At 62.8% G+C, this 17,461-nt stretch carries 13 protein-coding genes; 4 read left to right on the top strand and 9 right to left on the bottom strand.

Annotated features, from left to right (window positions below; translation table 11 throughout):
* The first annotated feature begins 414 nt into the window (after positions 1 to 414).
* Entirely contained in the window at positions 415 to 2,241 is a 1,827-nt protein-coding gene (typA, locus tag ACTIGC_RS11810) for a translational GTPase TypA (protein ID WP_439634597.1), read from the top strand.
* A gap of 284 nt (positions 2,242 to 2,525) precedes the next feature.
* Here typA and ACTIGC_RS11805 read toward each other — a convergent pair whose 3' ends face one another.
* The 6 genes from ACTIGC_RS11805 to gyrA form a co-directional block, all read right to left on the bottom strand.
* Positions 2,526 to 3,608 (bottom strand): AbiJ-NTD4 domain-containing protein, encoded by a 1,083-nt coding sequence (locus ACTIGC_RS11805; protein WP_439634596.1) that lies wholly within the window; start codon positions 3,606 to 3,608, stop codon positions 2,526 to 2,528.
* Between the two features lie 145 nt (positions 3,609 to 3,753).
* Positions 3,754 to 4,818 carry a tRNA preQ1(34) S-adenosylmethionine ribosyltransferase-isomerase QueA gene (gene queA / locus ACTIGC_RS11800; RefSeq protein WP_439634595.1) on the bottom strand — a complete coding sequence of 355 codons (1,065 nt, stop codon included), beginning with the start codon at positions 4,816 to 4,818 and terminating at the stop codon, positions 3,754 to 3,756.
* Positions 4,819 to 4,955: 137 nt separating this feature from the next.
* Positions 4,956 to 5,402 carry a peptidylprolyl isomerase gene (locus tag ACTIGC_RS11795; RefSeq protein WP_439634594.1) on the bottom strand — a complete coding sequence of 149 codons (447 nt, stop codon included), beginning with the start codon at positions 5,400 to 5,402 and terminating at the stop codon, positions 4,956 to 4,958.
* Positions 5,403 to 5,407: 5 nt separating this feature from the next.
* Positions 5,408 to 6,409, bottom strand: a complete 1,002-nt coding sequence (locus ACTIGC_RS11790; protein ID WP_439634593.1) for a peptidylprolyl isomerase — start codon at positions 6,407 to 6,409, stop codon at positions 5,408 to 5,410.
* Positions 6,406 to 6,900: a pantetheine-phosphate adenylyltransferase gene (coaD, locus tag ACTIGC_RS11785; protein WP_127566655.1), complete on the bottom strand. Its 495-nt coding sequence runs from the start codon at positions 6,898 to 6,900 to the stop codon at positions 6,406 to 6,408. Before coaD ends, ACTIGC_RS11790 begins: the two co-directional genes overlap by 4 nt.
* A complete protein-coding gene (gyrA, locus tag ACTIGC_RS11780; protein WP_439634592.1) occupies positions 6,900 to 9,767 on the bottom strand; it encodes a DNA gyrase subunit A in 2,868 nt (955 codons plus the stop codon). The genes coaD and gyrA overlap by 1 nt, the downstream gene beginning before the upstream one ends.
* Before the next feature lie 245 nt (positions 9,768 to 10,012).
* On the opposite strand from gyrA, the gene ACTIGC_RS11775 reads away from it, so the two are divergent.
* Together ACTIGC_RS11775 and ACTIGC_RS11770 are read left to right on the top strand one after the other, a co-directional pair.
* On the top strand, positions 10,013 to 11,023 hold the full coding sequence (locus tag ACTIGC_RS11775; RefSeq protein ID WP_439634591.1) for a hypothetical protein: 1,011 nt from the start codon (positions 10,013 to 10,015) through the stop codon (positions 11,021 to 11,023).
* A gap of 89 nt (positions 11,024 to 11,112) precedes the next feature.
* Positions 11,113 to 12,159 carry a Kelch repeat-containing protein gene (locus ACTIGC_RS11770; RefSeq protein ID WP_439634590.1) on the top strand — a complete coding sequence of 349 codons (1,047 nt, stop codon included), beginning with the start codon at positions 11,113 to 11,115 and terminating at the stop codon, positions 12,157 to 12,159.
* A 3-nt stretch (positions 12,160 to 12,162) separates the two neighbouring features.
* Here ACTIGC_RS11770 and ACTIGC_RS11765 read toward each other — a convergent pair whose 3' ends face one another.
* Together ACTIGC_RS11765 and ssb are read right to left on the bottom strand one after the other, a co-directional pair.
* Entirely contained in the window at positions 12,163 to 12,543 is a 381-nt protein-coding gene (locus tag ACTIGC_RS11765; protein ID WP_439634589.1) for a TM2 domain-containing protein, read from the bottom strand.
* A gap of 83 nt (positions 12,544 to 12,626) precedes the next feature.
* Positions 12,627 to 13,100 carry a single-stranded DNA-binding protein gene (ssb, locus tag ACTIGC_RS11760; RefSeq protein ID WP_439634588.1) on the bottom strand — a complete coding sequence of 158 codons (474 nt, stop codon included), beginning with the start codon at positions 13,098 to 13,100 and terminating at the stop codon, positions 12,627 to 12,629.
* 258 nt (positions 13,101 to 13,358) lie between these two features.
* Between ssb and uvrA the strand changes: the two genes are divergently transcribed.
* Complete coding sequence (gene uvrA, locus ACTIGC_RS11755; RefSeq protein ID WP_439634587.1) at positions 13,359 to 16,253, top strand: excinuclease ABC subunit UvrA; 2,895 nt, start codon at positions 13,359 to 13,361, stop codon at positions 16,251 to 16,253.
* A 194-nt stretch (positions 16,254 to 16,447) separates the two neighbouring features.
* Here the strand turns inward: uvrA and ACTIGC_RS11750 are convergent, their stop codons facing one another.
* Entirely contained in the window at positions 16,448 to 17,458 is a 1,011-nt protein-coding gene (locus ACTIGC_RS11750; RefSeq protein ID WP_439634586.1) for a lysostaphin resistance A-like protein, read from the bottom strand.
* Positions 17,459 to 17,461 lie beyond the last annotated feature (3 nt).

Raw genomic sequence — 17,461 nt, 5'->3', positions numbered from 1 at the left:
GTTCCCGCGCAGTCGGGAACCCAGAGCCACTTGGCGCTGCCTTCGCTCTTCGATCTCTGGATGCCCGCCTGCGCGGGCATGACGAGTGGCGGGGGCTTTCTGCTGGAGCAGCTTGCCGGGCTTTATGGGTCTCCCGTCGGGGCGGGAGACCCCGGTGGAGAGGTTCGCGCTACACAAGGTCTGGCCTACTCTACGCAGACGTTTCAAATTCCGGGGTCTCCCGCCTCGCCTGTCCCCGTGAAAACGGGGAACGGGAGACCCAGACGATCTTGCAAACACCCCCGCCCCTTTCGCGTTTCACCGCGAGAACGAAAAGCGCGAGGGGCTGCATCATGACTGGCCATAAGGCCCGCCCGCCTGTATGAGGGCGCGCGAAAAGAACACTTAGCTCCCCAAGACGTCAGGAACACCTCCATGACCTTCCCGGTCGAAAAGCTGCGCAATATCGCCATCGTCGCCCACGTCGACCACGGCAAGACCACCCTCGTTGACAAGCTGCTGCGCCAGTCGGGCACGCTGGGCACGCGCGGCGAAGAAGTCGAAAGGGTGATGGATTCCAACGATCTGGAAAAAGAGCGCGGCATCACCATCCTGGCCAAGAACACCGCCGTCACCTGGGGCGACTGGCGCATTAATATCGTCGACACGCCCGGCCACGCCGATTTCGGCGGCGAGGTGGAGCGCGTCCTGTCCATGGTCGATTCGGTGCTGCTGCTGGTCGATGCGGTGGACGGCCCGATGCCGCAGACCACCTTCGTGACGAAAAAGGCGCTGGCGCTGGGCCTGAAACCCATCGTGGTCATCAACAAGATCGACCGGCCGAGCGCGCGCCCTGACTGGGTGGTGGACCAGACCTTTGACCTGTTTGACCGGCTCGGCGCCAATGACGAGCAGATGGACTTTCCCGTAGTTTACGCATCCGCCCTGCAAGGCTTTGCCACGCTCGATCCGAGCGCCCAGAGCGACAATATGGACGCGCTGTTCCAGACCATCGTGGAGCGTGTCTCCCACCCGGATGTTGACCGTGACGGCCCGCTTCAGCTGCAGGTCTCCGCGCTTGATTATTCCAGCTATACCGGCGTGATCGGCATTGGCCGCATCCGGCGCGGCAAGCTGGCGCGTAACCAGCAGGTTTCGGTGATCGGCGCAGACGGCAAGACGCGCAAAGGCAAGGTCTTACAGGTGTTCGGCTTTCACGGGCTGGAGCGCGTGGAGATGGAGAGCGCGAGCGCCGGTGACATCGTCACCTTCTCCGGCATTGATCCTTTGAACATTTCCGACACGCTGTGCGATCCGGAGCATGTCGAGGCCCTGCCGGCGCTGGTGGTCGACGAGCCGACCATTGCCATGACCTTCCAGGTCAACGACTCCCCCTTCGCGGGCCGCGAAGGCAAGTTCGTCACCTCGCGCAATATCAAGGAGCGGCTTGACCGCGAGCTGATCCACAATGTGGCACTGCGCGTGGTGCAGCTCGACGATGCCGACAAGTTCAAGGTTTCGGGCCGGGGCGAGCTGCATCTCTCCATCCTGATCGAGACGATGCGCCGCGAAGGCTTTGAGCTGGCCGTGGGCCGCCCGGAAGTCATCACGAAAATCATCGATGGCGTGGAAAGCGAGCCCTACGAGAACCTCACCATCGATGTGGAGGAAATCCACCAGGGCGGCGTGATGGAGCGCCTCGGCTCACGCAAGGCCGAGATGAAGAACATGGTGCCCGATGGCAATGGCCGGGTGCGCCTGGATTACATCGTGCCGACGCGCGGCCTGATTGGTTTCCGCTCTGAGTTCCTGACGCTGACGCAAGGCTCCGGCCTGATGTTCCACAGCTTTGACCATTACGGGCCGAAGCAGGCGGGCGATGTCGGCCAGCGGCCCAAGGGTGCGATCATCTCCATGGAAACCGGCAAGGCGCTGGCCTATGCGCTGTGGAATATCCAGGAGCGCGGCAAGCTCTTCATCGGCCACGCCACCGAAGTCTATGAGGGCATGATTATCGGTCTGAACTCCCGCGAGGAGGACATGATCGTGAACCCGCTCAAAGGCAAGAAGCTGACCAATATCCGCGCCGCAGGGGCCGACGAGGCCGTGGTGCTCGTTCCGCCCATCCGCGTGACGCTGGAATACGCCCTGGAATTCATCAATGACGATGAGCTGGTCGAGGTGACACCGCAATCCATCCGCATCCGCAAGAAACTCCTGCTGGAGCACGAGCGCAAGAAGGCCAGCCGCGACAAGGCTTGATCTTTTTGGGGTCGCTCGACGCGGCGGACCATCATTGTCATGGCCCGGTTTATCCGGGCCACCCATGCCTCTAGAGTTTCCGGCTGATCGTTCGTTATAGGCATGGCTCCCCCGCATAAAGCGGGGGATGACACTCTTGTGGTGCTTTGAAAAATGGATCCCGGGTCAAGCCCGGGAACCCGGTTGAGAGGCTCGATGATAAACACCGGGGCCCCGGCCCCCGAGCCGGGGTCCACCTTCTAAGCTTCATGGTTTCCCATGGCGCGGAGGCCGACAGTCGTGGGCTACGAAGGTTTAACGTTATTTTGGTGACGCTTGATCAGCGCCTTGATCCAGCTCATCGCAAACTCAATCGCCCATTCCGTCTGTGTCGGCGATAACGTCGGCATCTCTCCTCCACCTGGTCCATGACCGAAGGGGTTTCTCACACTCTTAAAATATTCTTTGAGGATTTCAGCTTCCCAAGGCTCGAGAAAGCCATTCTTTTTTGATGCGAGATTTTCAATATAGTTTGCTGCTCCTTTCTCACCGCCATGCGTCCACCCCCTCTCACTCGAGATAATCTTGATCGCACTCTCTAGCGACTTTGCCGCATACCAAGCGGGGTCCCGGCCATTGGAATCACGCAGATCCAAAGCTTCCTTCATATCTAAGTCGATATTTTTCCAGCGACCATCCGAGACTAACTGCCAAAATGGCGTCTCGACTTCTTGTTGAACCAAATCATCGGCTACAATTTGGATAAATCCATTGTGATAATTCAGCAAATACCCCGCCTGCTTGAAACGTGTATTTAACTCTTCAACATTGCCTTGAAAGTTCTGCTCAGTCGATTTCTGAATTTGCTCCAGGAAAGCACTCGTCGGTGGTTTTGATCGCACCACAAACCGACCTCCTGACGCTAAGGGGGCTGATGCTGCAGGCTTAGACATCGCCGCTTCAATCTTGGCGGTTGCCGCTCGTGCTCTCAGCTCAAGCTCGCGGTATCGGAACCCCAGCTCGACCAGACTCAAACGCTCTTTGATGTGCTGATCTATCGACCCGGCAACCGGGCCATTCATCCATGTCTCACAAACCGAAACTAACGTGTATTTCCCAGAAACTTGCTGCTGGCTCCCATTACGCGGCACGGTGTAGGAATAATACAGTGGAGAAAGCTCTTTAAGGCCGAGCTCACGGGATAAATCGTTGTGCAGTCGCGTCCAAAATTTAACGCCGTATTCGCTCTCCTTCCCTTCGCGGTAATAAGGTGCAATATCCTCGGAAAGAATCCGAAACGCTTGCACTAAGAGGCGCTTATCACAGTCTTCAAATGAAGCCCTAAGCTGCGCCTTCTCGTATCGGCGGGCAAAAATATCGACCAGCATTGGTTTATTACGCTCTATAGAACGACTAAATTCAATTGTACCATTAGCTGATTCGATAGATGTTTAGGACCTTTACGGCTTCCAATGGCGGTGCTGGGCTTTCAGTTCACCTGCCCCCAAGCTGGATAGTCCGGGGACGAGGCGCTCACCCCCGCTCGATCAGGCAGGCATCGCCATAGGAAAAGAAGCGGTAGCCACGCGCAATCGCGTGCGAATAGGCGCCCTGCATCACCTCCAGCCCCGCCAGCGCGCTGACCAGCATGAAGAGCGTGGACTTGGGCAGGTGGAAATTGGTCAGCAGCGCGTCCGTGACCCGGAAGCAATAGCCCGGCGTGATGAAGATGGCCGTTTCGGCGCTGCCCGCCCTCACCCGGCCTTCATTGTCGGCGGCGCTTTCCAGCGTGCGCAGCGCCGTGGTGCCGACCGGGATGATGCGGCGGCCTTCTCGCTTGGCCGCATTGATGGCGGCGGCAGCCTCCTCGCTGATCTCATACCATTCGGCGTGCATACGATGCTCGGACACGTTTTCGGTCTTCACCGGCAGGAAGGTACCAGCGCCGACATGAAGGGTCAGCTGGGTGGTCGCCACGCCCCTTGCCTCCAGCGCCGCGAACAGGCGGTCAGTGAAGTGCAGGCCAGCCGTCGGCGCCGCGACCGAGCCCTTGCGGGCGGGGTCGGAGAACAGGGTCTGGTAATCAGTGCGGTCTTCGGCATCGGCATCGCGCTTCGAGGCAATATAAGGGGGCAGTGGCGGGTTGCCCGCGCCTTCAAGTGCGGCATCAAGGTTTGCCCCTGACGCATTGAATTGCAAGGTGATATCGCCGCCTTCGGCTTTCGCCATTACGGTCACCGACAGGCCTTCGGGGAAATGGATCGTGTCGCCTTCGCGCACGCGCTTGGCAGGCCGGGCGAAGGCGCGCCAGCTATCCTCGCTCACGCGCGTATGCAGGTTGAGCTCGATGCGGGCCGGGCCGCCGCCGCCAACCGCGCGCGCCGGACGCTCCCCGGTCAGCGCCGCCGGGATGACGCTGGTATTGTTCAGCACCAGAAGATCGCCGGGCTGCAGCAGCTCTGGCAGGTCCAGCATGGTGTGATCGGCCAGCGCCCCGCCCTGCCCCACATGTAACAGGCGCGCACTGTCCCTAGGCCGCGCGGGCCTCAGCGCGATCCGGTCCTCTGGCAGGTGGAAATCAAAGTCGGAGAGTTTCATGGGGTGGCCGTGTCTTTTCCTCCCCCGTTTACGGGGGAGGTGTCAGCGAAGCTGACGGAGGGGGGAGTTTGTTTTATCCCCCCCCTCGCCCCTTTCAGGGGCACTCCCCCCGTAAACGGGGGGAGAAACCGCCATTGCTATTGAACCGTCGCTTTCACGATCTTGCCCGGATTGCGGGGCGGTTCGCCCTTGGGCAGGGCGTCGACGAATTCCATGCCCTCGATCACCTCGCCCCAGACCGTGTAGCTATTGTCCAGATAGGGCACGGCGTCCAGGCAGATGAAGAACTGGCTGTCAGCGGAATTGGGGTCATTGGTGCGCGCCATGGACATGGTGCCGCGCACATGCGGCTCGGCGCTGAACTCGGCCGGGATTTTCTGGCCCGAACCGCCCGTGCCGGTGCCTTTCGGGCAGCCGCCCTGCGCAACGAAGCCATCAATCACGCGGTGGAAGCTGATGCCGTCATAAAAGCCGCTTTGTGCCAGCTCGCTGATGCGGGCGACATGTTTGGGGGCGAGATCGGGGCGGAAACGGATTTTTACATCACCCCCGGTGTCGAGGGTGAAGATGAGGGTATCGGCCAAGGGATTTACTCCGTGATGCGGACAGGAATTTCGATGTTGCAGACATCGGGCAGACGGTCATTGTTGGCCGCCTGAAGGGCTTCGAGATAGACGGCAAAGTCAGGTGTATCGGTGTCGAACACCTCGATCGTGAGACGGTCACTCTCTGGCAGTTCGCTGGCCATGCGCATGGACATGATGAAGTCGGGGCGGAAGCCCATCGTCTCGCCCATCGTGCCGACACGGATGGCATCCACCGCATCCTGCCCGGCCCGGACACGTCCCCACACGGTGTAAACCGCTTCCAGATGGGCCGGTGTGCCGGTGGTGATGTAGAACTGGCTATTGGCCGAATTGGGATTGCTGGTCCGCGCGGCTGCTACTGCGCCGCGGCAGTGCAGAAGCCAGGATTCGACCTGGCCATCGGCGCGAATGCCGGCCTGGCCTAGCGGCATGGTGGAGGCCGGGAATCCGTTCCAGAAGCCAGCGCGTGCGCGCGTATTTGCCTCTCGCGGATTGACCACACGGTCCTGCAGCTCGCTGATGGCGATATCAGTATCCAGACCGCGGGCGATCATGAACTCCGCCTGCAGCGGCTCCCTGTCGGCATTCAGCCCCGGATTGTCGGACGCGCCGCCGCCCTGCGCCATGAAATCACGGATTACGCGGTGCCAGACCTTGCCGTCATAAAAGCCTTCAGCCACGAGCTCGCGGATGCGCGCGACATGGTTGGGCGCAAATTCCGGCGCCAGCTCCACCCAGATATCACCATGACGCGTGGAGATGACGAGAAGCCTGTCCGGATCAACGCTGCGCCATGCCGCCTCAGGCGCGTCCGCGATGATCTGACGGGCCGCATCGGGGCCGGACGGGATACCGTCGCGCGCATAGCGGCTGCCATCGGCTTCCTGGATCGTGGCGGACGACTCCGCCATCCCGGTATCGGTGGACGCGTCTGCGCAGGCCGTGGCCGCCAGGGCGAAGGCGCTGACGCTCGCCGTCAGCAGAGCAGAAGTCATACGGATCATTTGGCAAATCTCTCCAGCACACGGGTCTTGATGGTGGGCGGCACGAAGGCGGTAATGTCACCGCCCAGCCGCGCGATTTCCTTGACGAGCCGCGAGGCAATCGCCTGATGGCGCGGATCGGCCATAAGGAACACCGTCTCGATGTCAGGATTGAGGCGCTGGTTCATGCCGACCATCTGGAACTCGTACTCGAAGTCCGAGACGGCGCGCAGGCCGCGGATAATCGCTCCGGCGCCAACTTCCTCGGCAAAGTGCATCAGCAGGCCGGAGAACGGGCGTACCTCGATCACGGTCTCGCCGGTATATTCGCGCGTCAGGTCCAGCGCCATTTCCACCCGCTCATCGAGCGAGAAAAGCGGGCGCTTGTCCTCATTGCGGGCAATGCCGATGACCAGCTTGTCGTAAAGCTTCACCGCGCGGCGCACGATATCGATATGGCCGTTCGTCAGCGGATCGAACGTGCCAGGATAAAGGGCGACGCGCTCTTTCATCAGCTTTCTCCAGACGGGCCGGTTTCCGGCGCCGTATCGGCTTCGCCGCCGCCGGCGTCTTCATCGCCCTCGGCTTCGTCGTTCTTGGCGATGCGCGCAACGGACACCACCTTTTCGTCATTGGCAAGACGGATCAGGCGCACGCCCTTGGTGGCGCGGCTGGCAATGCGCACCGTGTCGACGGGGAAGCGGATAAGCTGGCCACCATCGGTGACGGCCATCACGGTATCGCCCTCTTCGATCAGGAAGCAGGCTGCCAGCGGCTCGGACTGACGCTTGTCCTTGGTCCACACGCCCTGCCCGCCCCGGCTCTGCGGGAAGTATTCATAGGAGATGACCCGCTTCCCCATGCCGGACTCCACGACATTGAGCAGGATCTCCTCATGGGCGCGAAGCTCCATGTAGCGGACCTCGGACAGGGTGATTTCCTCGCCCTCTTCCTCGTCGCCAGCGTCGATGTCGGCCTCGGCCGCATCCAGCTCCTCGTCGCCCTCATTGCGCATTTCGGCGCGGCGGCGTTTGAGATAGGCGCGCGTTTCGGCCCGCCCGATCTCGACATGGTTGAGGATCGCCATGGAGATGGCCGTATCGCCTTTCTCCATGCGTATGCCGCGAACGCCGGTGGAATTACGGCTGGCAAACACGCGCACATCGGTCACGGGGAAGCGGATCGCCTTGCCGTTCGCGGTCGTCAACAGCACGTCCTGCCCCTCATGGCACAGGCGCACATCGAGGATCTGGCCGTCAGCCTCCTCCAGCTTCATGGCAATCTTGCCGTTGCGGTTCACCTGCACGAAGTCCGACAGCTTGTTGCGCCGGACGCCGCCCGATGTGGTGGCAAACATCACATCAAACCGGCTCCATTCAGCCTCGTCCTCCGGCAGCGCCATGATGGAGGTGACGCGCGCGCCTTCGCCAAGCGTCGGCAGGAGGTTGGTCAGGAACTTGCCCTTGGTGTTGGGCGCGCCCTGCGGCAGGCGCCAGGTCTTGGTCTTGTAGACCATGCCGTCGGACGTGAAGAAGAGCAGCGGCGCATGGGTGGAGGCGACAAACAGCGTGGAGACGAAATCCTCGTCCTTCATCGCCATGCCGGCCCGGCCGCGCCCGCCCCGGTTCTGCGCCCGGTAGAGCGAGAGCGGGGTGCGCTTCACATAACCGCCATGGGTCAGGGTGACGACCATCTCCTCGCGGGGGATGAGGTCTTCATCCTCGATCTCGAAATCACCCTCCACAAGCGCGGTGCGGCGCGGCACGCCAAAGCGTTCCTTGGAATCCAGCAGCTCGCCCTTGACGATCTCGCGGATGCGCACGGGGCTTTTGAGAATGTCCAGCAGGTCGGCGATCTCGACCGCCAGCTTCTCCGCTTCACCGGAAATCTCGTCACGCCCCAGCGCGGTCAGGCGGTTCAGGCGCAGTTCCAGAATGGCGCGCGCCTGCTCGTCGGTCAGGTGGATGGTGTTGTTGTCGAGAATGATCGAGCGCGGATCGGCCACCAGCGCCACCAGAGACGCAATGTCCGCCGCCGGCCAGGCACGCTCTTTAAGCTGTTCACGGGCCGTCGCAGGGTCCGGCGCGGCGCGGATCAGGCGGATCACCTCATCGATATTGGCCACTGCAATGCCAAGCCCGATCAGGATATGGGCGCGGTCGCGCGCCTTTTTCAGGTCGAACTTGGCCCGGCGGGCCGTCACGTCCTTGCGGAAGGCGATAAATGTTTCGAGGTAAGTTTTCAGCCCCGCCAGCTGCGGCTTGCCGCCAATCAGCGCCAGCATATTGACCCCGAACGAGGTCTGCAGCGGGCTCCAGCGGTAAAGCTGGTTCAGGATCACTTCGGCATTCGCATCGCGTTTCAGCTCGACCACCACGCGCATGCCCGAACGGTCGGATTCGTCGCGCAGGTCTGAAATACCCTCAATGCGCTTTTCACGCACCAGCTCGGCGATCTTCTCGATCATCGAAGCCTTGTTCACCTGATAGGGAATTTCGTGGATCAGGATGGCCTGGCGGTCTTTGCGGATTTCCTCGATCGACGTCTTGCCGCGCACCAGCACCGAGCCGCGCCCGGTCAACAAGCCATTGCGCGCGCCGGTACGCCCGATGATCTCGCCGCCCGTCGGGAAGTCTGGCGCCGGCACGAACTCGATCAGATCGAGATCGGTCAGTTCCGGGTCTTCCAGCAGCGCCACGGTGGCATCGACCACCTCGCCCAGATTGTGCGGCGGGATATTGGTCGCCATGCCGACCGCGATACCGCCAGCGCCGTTCACCAGCAGGTTGGGGAAGCGGGCAGGCAGGACAATCGGCTCTTTTTCCGACGCGTCGTAGTTTTCCCGGTAATCGACGGTTTCCTTGTCGATATCGGCCAGCAGCGCCTCGGCAGGCTTGTCCATGCGCACTTCGGTGTAACGCATGGCGGCGGGCGGATCGCCATCGACCGAGCCGAAATTGCCCTGACCGTCGAGGAGCTTGAGGCCCATCGAGAAGTCCTGCGCCATGCGTGCCAGCGCATCATAGACGGCCTGGTCGCCGTGCGGGTGGTATTTACCGATGACGTCACCGACGACGCGGGCCGATTTGCGGTATTGTTTGTCGTGGGTATAGCCCTGCTCGTGCATCGACCAGAGAATGCGCCGGTGCACAGGTTTGAGGCCATCGCGCGCATCGGGGATGGCGCGGCTCACGATCACGCTCATCGCGTAATCGAGATAGGAGCGGCGCATCTCCTCCTCGATGGCGATCATCGGCCCGCCTTCGGGGCGCGGAGGCTCCTGACCGTCCGCTGCGCCGCCATTCATGCCGTTCCCGCCAGCGCCGGATTCGTCAATATCGATATCGTCCGGGCCGGGCTCGTTCGGTGTGTCGCTCAAGCGTATCTGTCCTGTAGTCAGGCGGGCATGGAAGATGCCCCGCAAGGAATGGGCGCCGACAGCCGGAATCACGTGTCAGCAAAGCTGGGAAAGGGTTTACCAAGCCCCAGCCACAGGGGCAAACGATGAGGTGTGTTTCAGCCCCTTCGCGCGCACCAAATATGACATCGATTTCATTTGAGGATTTTGCCTTCGCCACTAACGTTCGCAGCCGGTCAGGCATCTGTAATTCGGGAGATAAAACAATGACCCGCACTGGTTTGTTTACAGCAGCGATTACTGTACTTGGTCTTGGGCAGGCCGCAGCAGCCGACGATGCAGGGCCATTCCGCCTTGCGCATGCGCCCGGACCGTCAGGCAACGTCACATATTATATTGCCGCCCCGGCGGACGGCCCCCGGCCTCTGCTGGTGGTCCTGCAGGGATCGGGCTGCGAGCCGGTGTTTGCCCGCAGTGACGAGGGGCTGGTCGCCACCGCCGGACAGGACATCATCCACCAGCTCGCGGCGGATCGCTTTGCTGTAATGGTTGTGGAAAAACCACACCTTACGGGCCAGACGGCTGCAACCGCAGGCCAGGTTTCCGACGCTTGTCCGCCGGAGTTCCGGCGCAACCACACGCTGGACAACTGGACGGCCGAGGTGGGGCAGGCCATCGACGCAGCCGTGCGGTCTGGCGCCACGTCCGCTGGTGACACCGTTCGCCTGCTCGGCCTGTCGGAAGGGGCGATCATCGCCGCGCGTCTGGCCGCCCGGCGCGATGATATCAGTCATGTCGCCTTCCTGTCCGGCTTCGGCTGCGATCTATGGTCTGACCGGCTGGCGCGCGCGCGGCTGGATGCGATGGCCGGTGAGGGTACGCCGGAAGAGCGCCAGGAGCGGGCGCGCGAGGCGTTGGCCGTGCTTGAGGCCGGCTTTGCCGGGGTGGCGCGCGATCCGCTGAATTCCGATGCCTACTTCCAGGGGCAGACACACCTTTTCTGGTCGACCTTCGGGCGGGCCTGCCCCGCCGAAGACCTGGCTGGCTCTGGCGCGGGCGTGCTGGTCTATTACGGCACCGAGGATGAGCAGATCGATGCCAACGGCGTAGAAATGATCACCACAGCAAGGCTGGCCGCCGGGAAGGCTATCCGTGTCGAACGGGTATTCGGCGGCGGGCATATTCTCAACACGGACGAGGGCGCCCCCTTCGCCAACCTGGTCGGAGCCTTTATCGACGCACTCGACTGGATGGATGAGACCGGCCGGATCCAATAACATTGGCGAAAATGGGGGGCGGCCCTTCTGGCCTATCCCCTCTCCCCGATGCTACCGTGTTGAAAACACGAGACAGGGAGGCTGACCCCATGAAACTCACACGCAGGGCTGCAACGCTTGGAATGGCCGCCGGAACGGGCCTGATCGCATCGGGCGCGGGCTTCGCGCGCCGCGATGACGACACGCGCTGGAGCAATGCTCCGGACCTGCCCTTCCCGGTGCAAGAGATCTACCCTGCCCTGCTGGACGGCACGATCTACGTGATTGGCGGGTTCGCGACGGGGATTTCAGACCGTCCGCTGGACATTTCAGACCGCGTGCTGGCCCTTACCCCCGGCGCCGATGAAAGCTGGCGCGAGATGCCGCGCCTGCCCATCCCGACCCATCACCCGCAATGCGTGGGCGTTGACGGCACGCTCTATGCGATTGGCGGCTACACCACCGAGCAGGGCGGGGTGTGGTCCAATACCAACCGGGTATGGACACTGCGCCCCGGCGAGGACACCGCCTGGCAGGAAGGGCCGCCCCTGCCCGGCCCGTGGTCGGAGAATGTGGCGGTGGCGCTGGATGGCCGCATCCATGTCATCACCGGGCGGCGTCCGTCCGGCGTAGAAAATTCGGAATGGAACCACCAGTCGGACGTGACCGCGCATCTGGTGCTGGACCCGGCGGAAGGGACATGGACGACACTTGCGCCCTCACCCAGCGCACGCAATTCAGCCGCTGCCGCCGTGATGAACGGGCTGATCCATGTGGTGGCAGGGCGCACCGTCTCTGGCGGCAATACGCCCGCCCATGAGGTCTATGACCCGGCCAGCAATAGCTGGACTTTGGCCGCGCCCCTGCCCCAGCCCTCACGCGGCCCGCGCGGGTCTGGCGGGCTGGCCGCCGCCAGCGTCGGTGACACGCTCTACGTGTTTGGCGGGGAATGGTTTGAGGATGGCGGCGGCGTCTATGAAGAAGTGTGGGCCTGGCGGGCGGAGACCGATAGCTGGCAAGCGGTCAGCACCATGCCGACACCGCGCCACGGCCTCGGCGCGCACGCCCTTGATGGTGCGATCTACACCATAGGCGGAGCCGCCCAGCGCGGCGCGGCCGATACCAGCGCGAAGGTGGAAGTGTTCAGGCCGGAATAGCGCTCAGGAGGCCGGCGGCGGCGGAAGCTCGGAGGAAGCGGGCGCCGGCGGGGCGGAGGGCGGGCTGGCGCGGTTGATGAAGGACTCGCGCAGGCGGCGGGCCTGCTCGATATTCTTCTGCCGGGCGCGGCCGCCAATCAGGAAACAGTCAATGATCTGCCACAGGCCAAAGCCGCCAAACGTGATCAGCTTGAGCACGCCGGCAAGGATGTCGCCGACGAGAAAACGGTCAATGCCGAGAAAGCCGAGCCAGATATTGAAGCCGTAGAGCAGGACCGGGTTCTTCTCCGACGCCTGGAAGGCAGAGATGAAGCCGGGCCGGCTGGCCTCCGGCAGTGAGCCGACAATGGCGTAAAGCTCGGTCGAGTAGCTGTGACGATTCATGGAAGTCCCCGCTCAAAGGAAATTGAGCGGGGACCATGGCGCGGTCTGCCGGGAGGTGTAAAGCGCGTTAACGCGCCATCCCCCTAGAACGGAATATCGTCGTCCAGCGTGTCGGAGGCGAAGCTTTCGCGCGGGCGCTCATTGCCGCCGGAGGAGCGGTCATCCATGCGGCCATAATTGCCACCGCCCGAACCGCCGCCATCGCCCTTACCGTCGAGCATGGTCAGCTCGCCGCGATATTTCTGCAGCACGATCTCGGTGGAGTAGCGGTCCTGCCCGTTCTGGTCCTGCCATTTGCGGGTCTGCAGCGAGCCTTCGATGTAAACCTTGGCGCCTTTTTTAAGATAGTTCTCGGCGACCTTGGCGAGGTTCTCGTTGAAGATGACCACGTTGTGCCATTCGGTTTTCTCGCGGCGCTCGCCGGACTGGCGGTCGCGCCAGGTTTCCGACGTCGCGACGGGAAATTTCGCCATCCGGTCGCCGGACGGCATGGCCTTCACTTCCGGGTCCGCGCCCAGATTGCCGATAATGATGACCTTGTTGACGCTGCCTGCCATGGGATGCCTCGTACTTCTTGCGCTTTTATCTAAAATGTTCACATATTGTTCCGCCCGTCAACGGGCGAGTCGCCAAGTGAATTTTCGAGCGCATCTCACTCCATCACCGCCGGGGTGTCCATGCGCCCGGTGAACGCAATCGCACCGCGAGGTGTAATGAGGGTACAGGCAAGGTGGCGCACGGCCACCTTGCAGCCTATCTAACCACCGGCCGGCGCCGCCCGCTGGCCCCTTGCAGATTTATGGATTTTCCGCCCAATGGCCGACCCGTTGAAGCATATTTCGGTGCGCGGTGCGCGCGAGCATAACCTGAAAGACGTGTCGGTCGATCTGCCGCGCGACGAGCTGATCGTGTTCACTGGGCTTTCCGGGTCCGGCAAGTCCTCGCTGGCATTTGACACGATCTATGCCGAGGGCCAGCGCCGCTATGTGGAAAGCCTTTCGGCCTATGCGCGTCAGTTCCTGGAGCTGATGAGCAAGCCGGATGTGGACTCCATTGAGGGTCTGTCGCCCGCGATCTCCATCGAGCAGAAAACGACGTCCAAGAACCCGCGCTCCACGGTCGGCACCGTCACCGAGATCTATGACTATATGCGCCTCTTGTGGGCGCGCGTCGGCATCCCCTACTCGCCCGCCACGGGCCTGCCCATCACCTCGCAGACCGTCTCCCAGATGGTCGACCGGCTGATGGCACTGGAGGATGGCACGCGGCTTTACCTGCTGGCGCCGATCGTGCGCGGGCGCAAGGGTGAGTACCGCAAGGAATTTGCCGAGCTGATGAAGCAGGGCTTCCAGCGGGTGAAGGTGGACGGCACCTATTACACGCTGGAAGAAGCCCCTGAGCTCGACAAGAAGTTCAAGCACGATATCGACGTGGTGGTGGACCGGGTGGCGATCCGTGAGGGGCTGGAGCAGCGCCTTGCCGACAGTCTGGAGACCGCGCTGCGCCTCGCAGACGGGCTTGCCATGGCCGAGTTTGCTGATGCGCCCGCCGACGAGAAGGGCGCGCCCGAGCGCCTGACCTTCTCGGAGAAGTTTGCCTGCCCGGAGACCGGCTTCACGATTGAGGAGATCGAGCCGCGCCTGTTCTCCTTCAACAATCCGTTCGGGGCGTGTCCGGCCTGTGATGGCCTCGGTGTCAGCCTGAAATTTGACGAGGCGATGATCGTCCCGGACCGGGAAAAGAGCCTTTATGAAGGCGCGGTTGCGCCGTGGAGCCGTGGCACCTCCAAGCTCTACCAGCAGACCCTGCAGGCGCTGGCCGACCATTATGGCGCCAACATGCATAAGCCCTGGCGCACATTGCCGGAGAAATTCCAGCGCACCGTGCTCTATGGCACCGCCGACAAGATCAAGTTCACCTATGAAGATGGCCTGCGCCAGTTCTCCACCACCAAGTCGTTTGAAGGCGTGATCCCCAACCTCGAACGGCGCTGGCGCGAGACGGACTCCGCCTGGGTGCGCGAGGAGCTGGGCCGCTTCCAGTCCAACCAGCCGTGTGAGACCTGTCACGGCAAGCGGCTGAAGCCCGAAGCGCTGGCGGTCAAGATCGGCGGCTATGACATCTCGCAGGCCGGTGAACACTCCATCCGCGAGGCGCTCAGCTGGTTCTCCAATATCGAGGAACGCCTGACCGACAAGGAACAGGAGATCGCCCGGCGTATCCTGAAAGAAATCCGCGACCGGCTGCGCTTCCTGGTCGATGTGGGGCTGGATTATCTCACGCTCAGCCGCGCCTCCGGCACGCTGTCGGGCGGAGAGAGCCAGCGTATCCGCCTTGCCAGCCAGATCGGGTCGGGCCTGACGGGCGTGCTCTACGTGCTGGATGAACCGTCCATCGGCCTGCACCAACGCGATAATACCCGCCTTTTGGAGTCCCTTCGGGGCCTGCGCGATCTCGGCAATACCGTGATCGTGGTGGAGCATGACGAGGAAGCCATCGAGACGGCAGACTACGTGGTCGATCTCGGCCCCGCTGCCGGCGTGCATGGCGGCGAGGTGGTGGCGCAAGGCAAGCCGGAAGACATCCGCGCCAACCCGAAAAGCCTCACCGGGCAGTATCTTGCCGGTACGCGCATGATCGAGGTGCCGGAAAAGCGCCGCAAGATTGATAAAAAGCGCGTGCTGAAAGTGACGGGCGCGAGCGGCAATAACCTCAAAAACGTGACGGCGGAGTTTCCGCTGGGCGTGTTCACCTGCGTCACCGGCGTGTCAGGCGGCGGCAAGTCTACCCTGACGCTGGAAACGCTCTACAAGGCGGCTGCGCGCAAGCTCAATGGCGCAAGCGCGGTGCCTGCCCCGCACGAGACGGTCGAGGGGCTGGAGCTGCTCGACAAGATTATCGATATCGACCAGTCGCCCATTGGCCGCACGCCGCGCTCCAACCCGGCCACCTATACCGGCGCTTTCACGCCGATCCGCGACTGGTTTGCCGGTCTGCCGGAGTCCAAGACGCGCGGCTACAAGCCGGGCCGCTTCTCCTTCAACGTCAAGGGCGGGCGCTGCGAGGCGTGTCAGGGCGATGGCGTGGTGAAGATCGAGATGCACTTCCTGCCCGATGTCTATGTCACCTGCGATGTGTGCCATGGCGCGCGCTTCAACCGCGAGACGCTGGAAGTGACCTTCAAGGGCAAATCCATCGCGCAGGTGCTCGACATGACGGTGGAAGAAGCCGCCGACTTCTTCCAGGCCGTGCCGTCGGTGCGCGACAAGATGGAAACGCTCAAACGCGTCGGCCTTGGCTATGTGAAGGTCGGCCAGCCCGCCACCCAGCTATCGGGGGGTGAGGCGCAGCGGGTGAAGCTCTCCAAGGAGCTCTCCAAGCGCGCCACGGGCCGCACGCTCTACATCCTTGATGAGCCGACCACAGGGCTTCACTTCGAGGACGTGAAGAAGCTGCTCGAAGTGCTCCATGAGCTCGTTGAGCAGGGCAATTCGGTGATCGTGATCGAGCACAATCTCGATGTCATCAAGACCGCCGACTGGATCATCGATCTCGGCCCCGAAGGCGGCGATGGCGGCGGCGAGATCGTGGCCGCCGGTACGCCCGAACACGTCGCCGGCGTGGAGGCGAGCTGGACCGGGCGCTATCTCAAGCCCGTGCTGGAGCGCGACATGGCCCGCCAGAAAGCGCTGAAACAGAAGGCGGGTTAGCGGGCAACGGCCGGATGCACAATCAGCCCTCGCCCTTCGAGACGGCCTTCGGCCTCCTCAGGATGAGGGCTAGGGTTGCGCTTTTCCCTCATCCTGAGGGTGAGCGAAGCGAACGTCTCGAAGGACGAGGGAAAAGCCCCTCAAACGGAGGCCCCGGATCGCTGCGCGTCCGGGGTTTCAACGCAATGGACGCCCTACCCCTTCCTCGCCCGCAGGCGCAGGAAGAGGATGAGGCTGAGCGTGAGGAACACGCCCGGCTGGACCAGCAGGTGCGGGCCGACTTCGGTGGCTTCCACGCCGGCCATGCCGGTCGCGCGGGTCAGCACCTCGGCGAAGAGATCGGACGGCGTGCGGTCCGGCTCGCTGGCCTGCATGACCGCCAGCGGCATCAGCGTGGCGGCGGCGTTGAATGTGCCATGGGCGGCGGCTGCGCCCCACACGCCGCGCTCGGCCCAGGCGTAGAGCGCGAAGAAGAGCCCCGTCGCGGTGATGCCGAATACGGCCATCAGGCCGTAGGCCACGCCGGACACCATCACATGCAGGTGGAAAGCACCGAAAATCACGCTGGAGGCGATAATGGCCGCCACCGCGCCCCAGCGCGCGGTCAGCGTGCTCATCAGCCAGCCGCGGAATACAACTTCCTCCGCACCGCCCTGAATGAGGAAGGTGATGATGGCCAACAGCGCAAAGCCGATAAAAGCGCCGCCCGCCAGCACCGCCCAGTCAGCATTTTCCGGCCCGGTCATGTCGCGCATGCTTTCGGGCACGGCCTGCGGCGCAAGCGTGGTCAGCGCGGCCATCACCCCGCCCAGCAGGAGGACGAGGCCTATGCCCACGAGAAGCCCGCGCAAATACCGCCGCAGCCAGCCCGTGGCGGTAAAGCCCATCGACGCGAGGCTGCGCCGTTCAAACGCCTTCACCCAGACGATGATGAGCGCCGCCCACAAGGCAAACTGCAACAGAATGCCGGGCAGCATGACATCGCCTGACAAGGCTGCCGAGGTGTCACCTTCAGCCGCAGATTCGAGACCGCCCGGCGCCCCGGCCATCGCAATGACCGTCAGCACGATCATCGGAATGGACGAGATGACGTAGGTCAGAAACAGGATGAAGGGCGTCGCCCAGCCAAAACTGCGCCGCGATGCGGGCGCCCACGGCGCGTAGAGCGCCTGCCAGGGCGGCGGGATGAGGGCCTGTTCGGTCATCGA

It is taken from the genome of Glycocaulis sp., assembly GCF_051859565.1.
Classification (GTDB): Bacteria; Pseudomonadota; Alphaproteobacteria; order Caulobacterales; family Maricaulaceae; genus Glycocaulis.
This window is presented reverse-complemented; position numbering and strand designations above follow the sequence as displayed.

What these genes read in the sequence shown, in the direction of transcription:
- typA (WP_439634597.1), top strand. Translation starts at nt 415, where the DNA reads ATGACCTTCCCGGTCGAAAAGCTGCGCAATATCGCCATCGTCGCCCAC.
- ACTIGC_RS11805 (WP_439634596.1), bottom strand. Translation starts at nt 3,608, where the DNA reads ATGCTGGTCGATATTTTTGCCCGCCGATACGAGAAGGCGCAGCTTAGG.
- queA (WP_439634595.1), bottom strand. Translation starts at nt 4,818, where the DNA reads ATGAAACTCTCCGACTTTGATTTCCACCTGCCAGAGGACCGGATCGCG.
- ACTIGC_RS11790 (WP_439634593.1), bottom strand. Translation starts at nt 6,409, where the DNA reads ATGATCCGTATGACTTCTGCTCTGCTGACGGCGAGCGTCAGCGCCTTC.
- coaD (WP_127566655.1), bottom strand. Translation starts at nt 6,900, where the DNA reads ATGAAAGAGCGCGTCGCCCTTTATCCTGGCACGTTCGATCCGCTGACG.
- ACTIGC_RS11775 (WP_439634591.1), top strand. Translation starts at nt 10,013, where the DNA reads ATGACCCGCACTGGTTTGTTTACAGCAGCGATTACTGTACTTGGTCTT.
- ACTIGC_RS11770 (WP_439634590.1), top strand. Translation starts at nt 11,113, where the DNA reads ATGAAACTCACACGCAGGGCTGCAACGCTTGGAATGGCCGCCGGAACG.
- ACTIGC_RS11765 (WP_439634589.1), bottom strand. Translation starts at nt 12,543, where the DNA reads ATGAATCGTCACAGCTACTCGACCGAGCTTTACGCCATTGTCGGCTCA.
- ssb (WP_439634588.1), bottom strand. Translation starts at nt 13,100, where the DNA reads ATGGCAGGCAGCGTCAACAAGGTCATCATTATCGGCAATCTGGGCGCG.
- uvrA (WP_439634587.1), top strand. Translation starts at nt 13,359, where the DNA reads ATGGCCGACCCGTTGAAGCATATTTCGGTGCGCGGTGCGCGCGAGCAT.
- ACTIGC_RS11750 (WP_439634586.1), bottom strand. Translation starts at nt 17,458, where the DNA reads ATGACCGAACAGGCCCTCATCCCGCCGCCCTGGCAGGCGCTCTACGCG.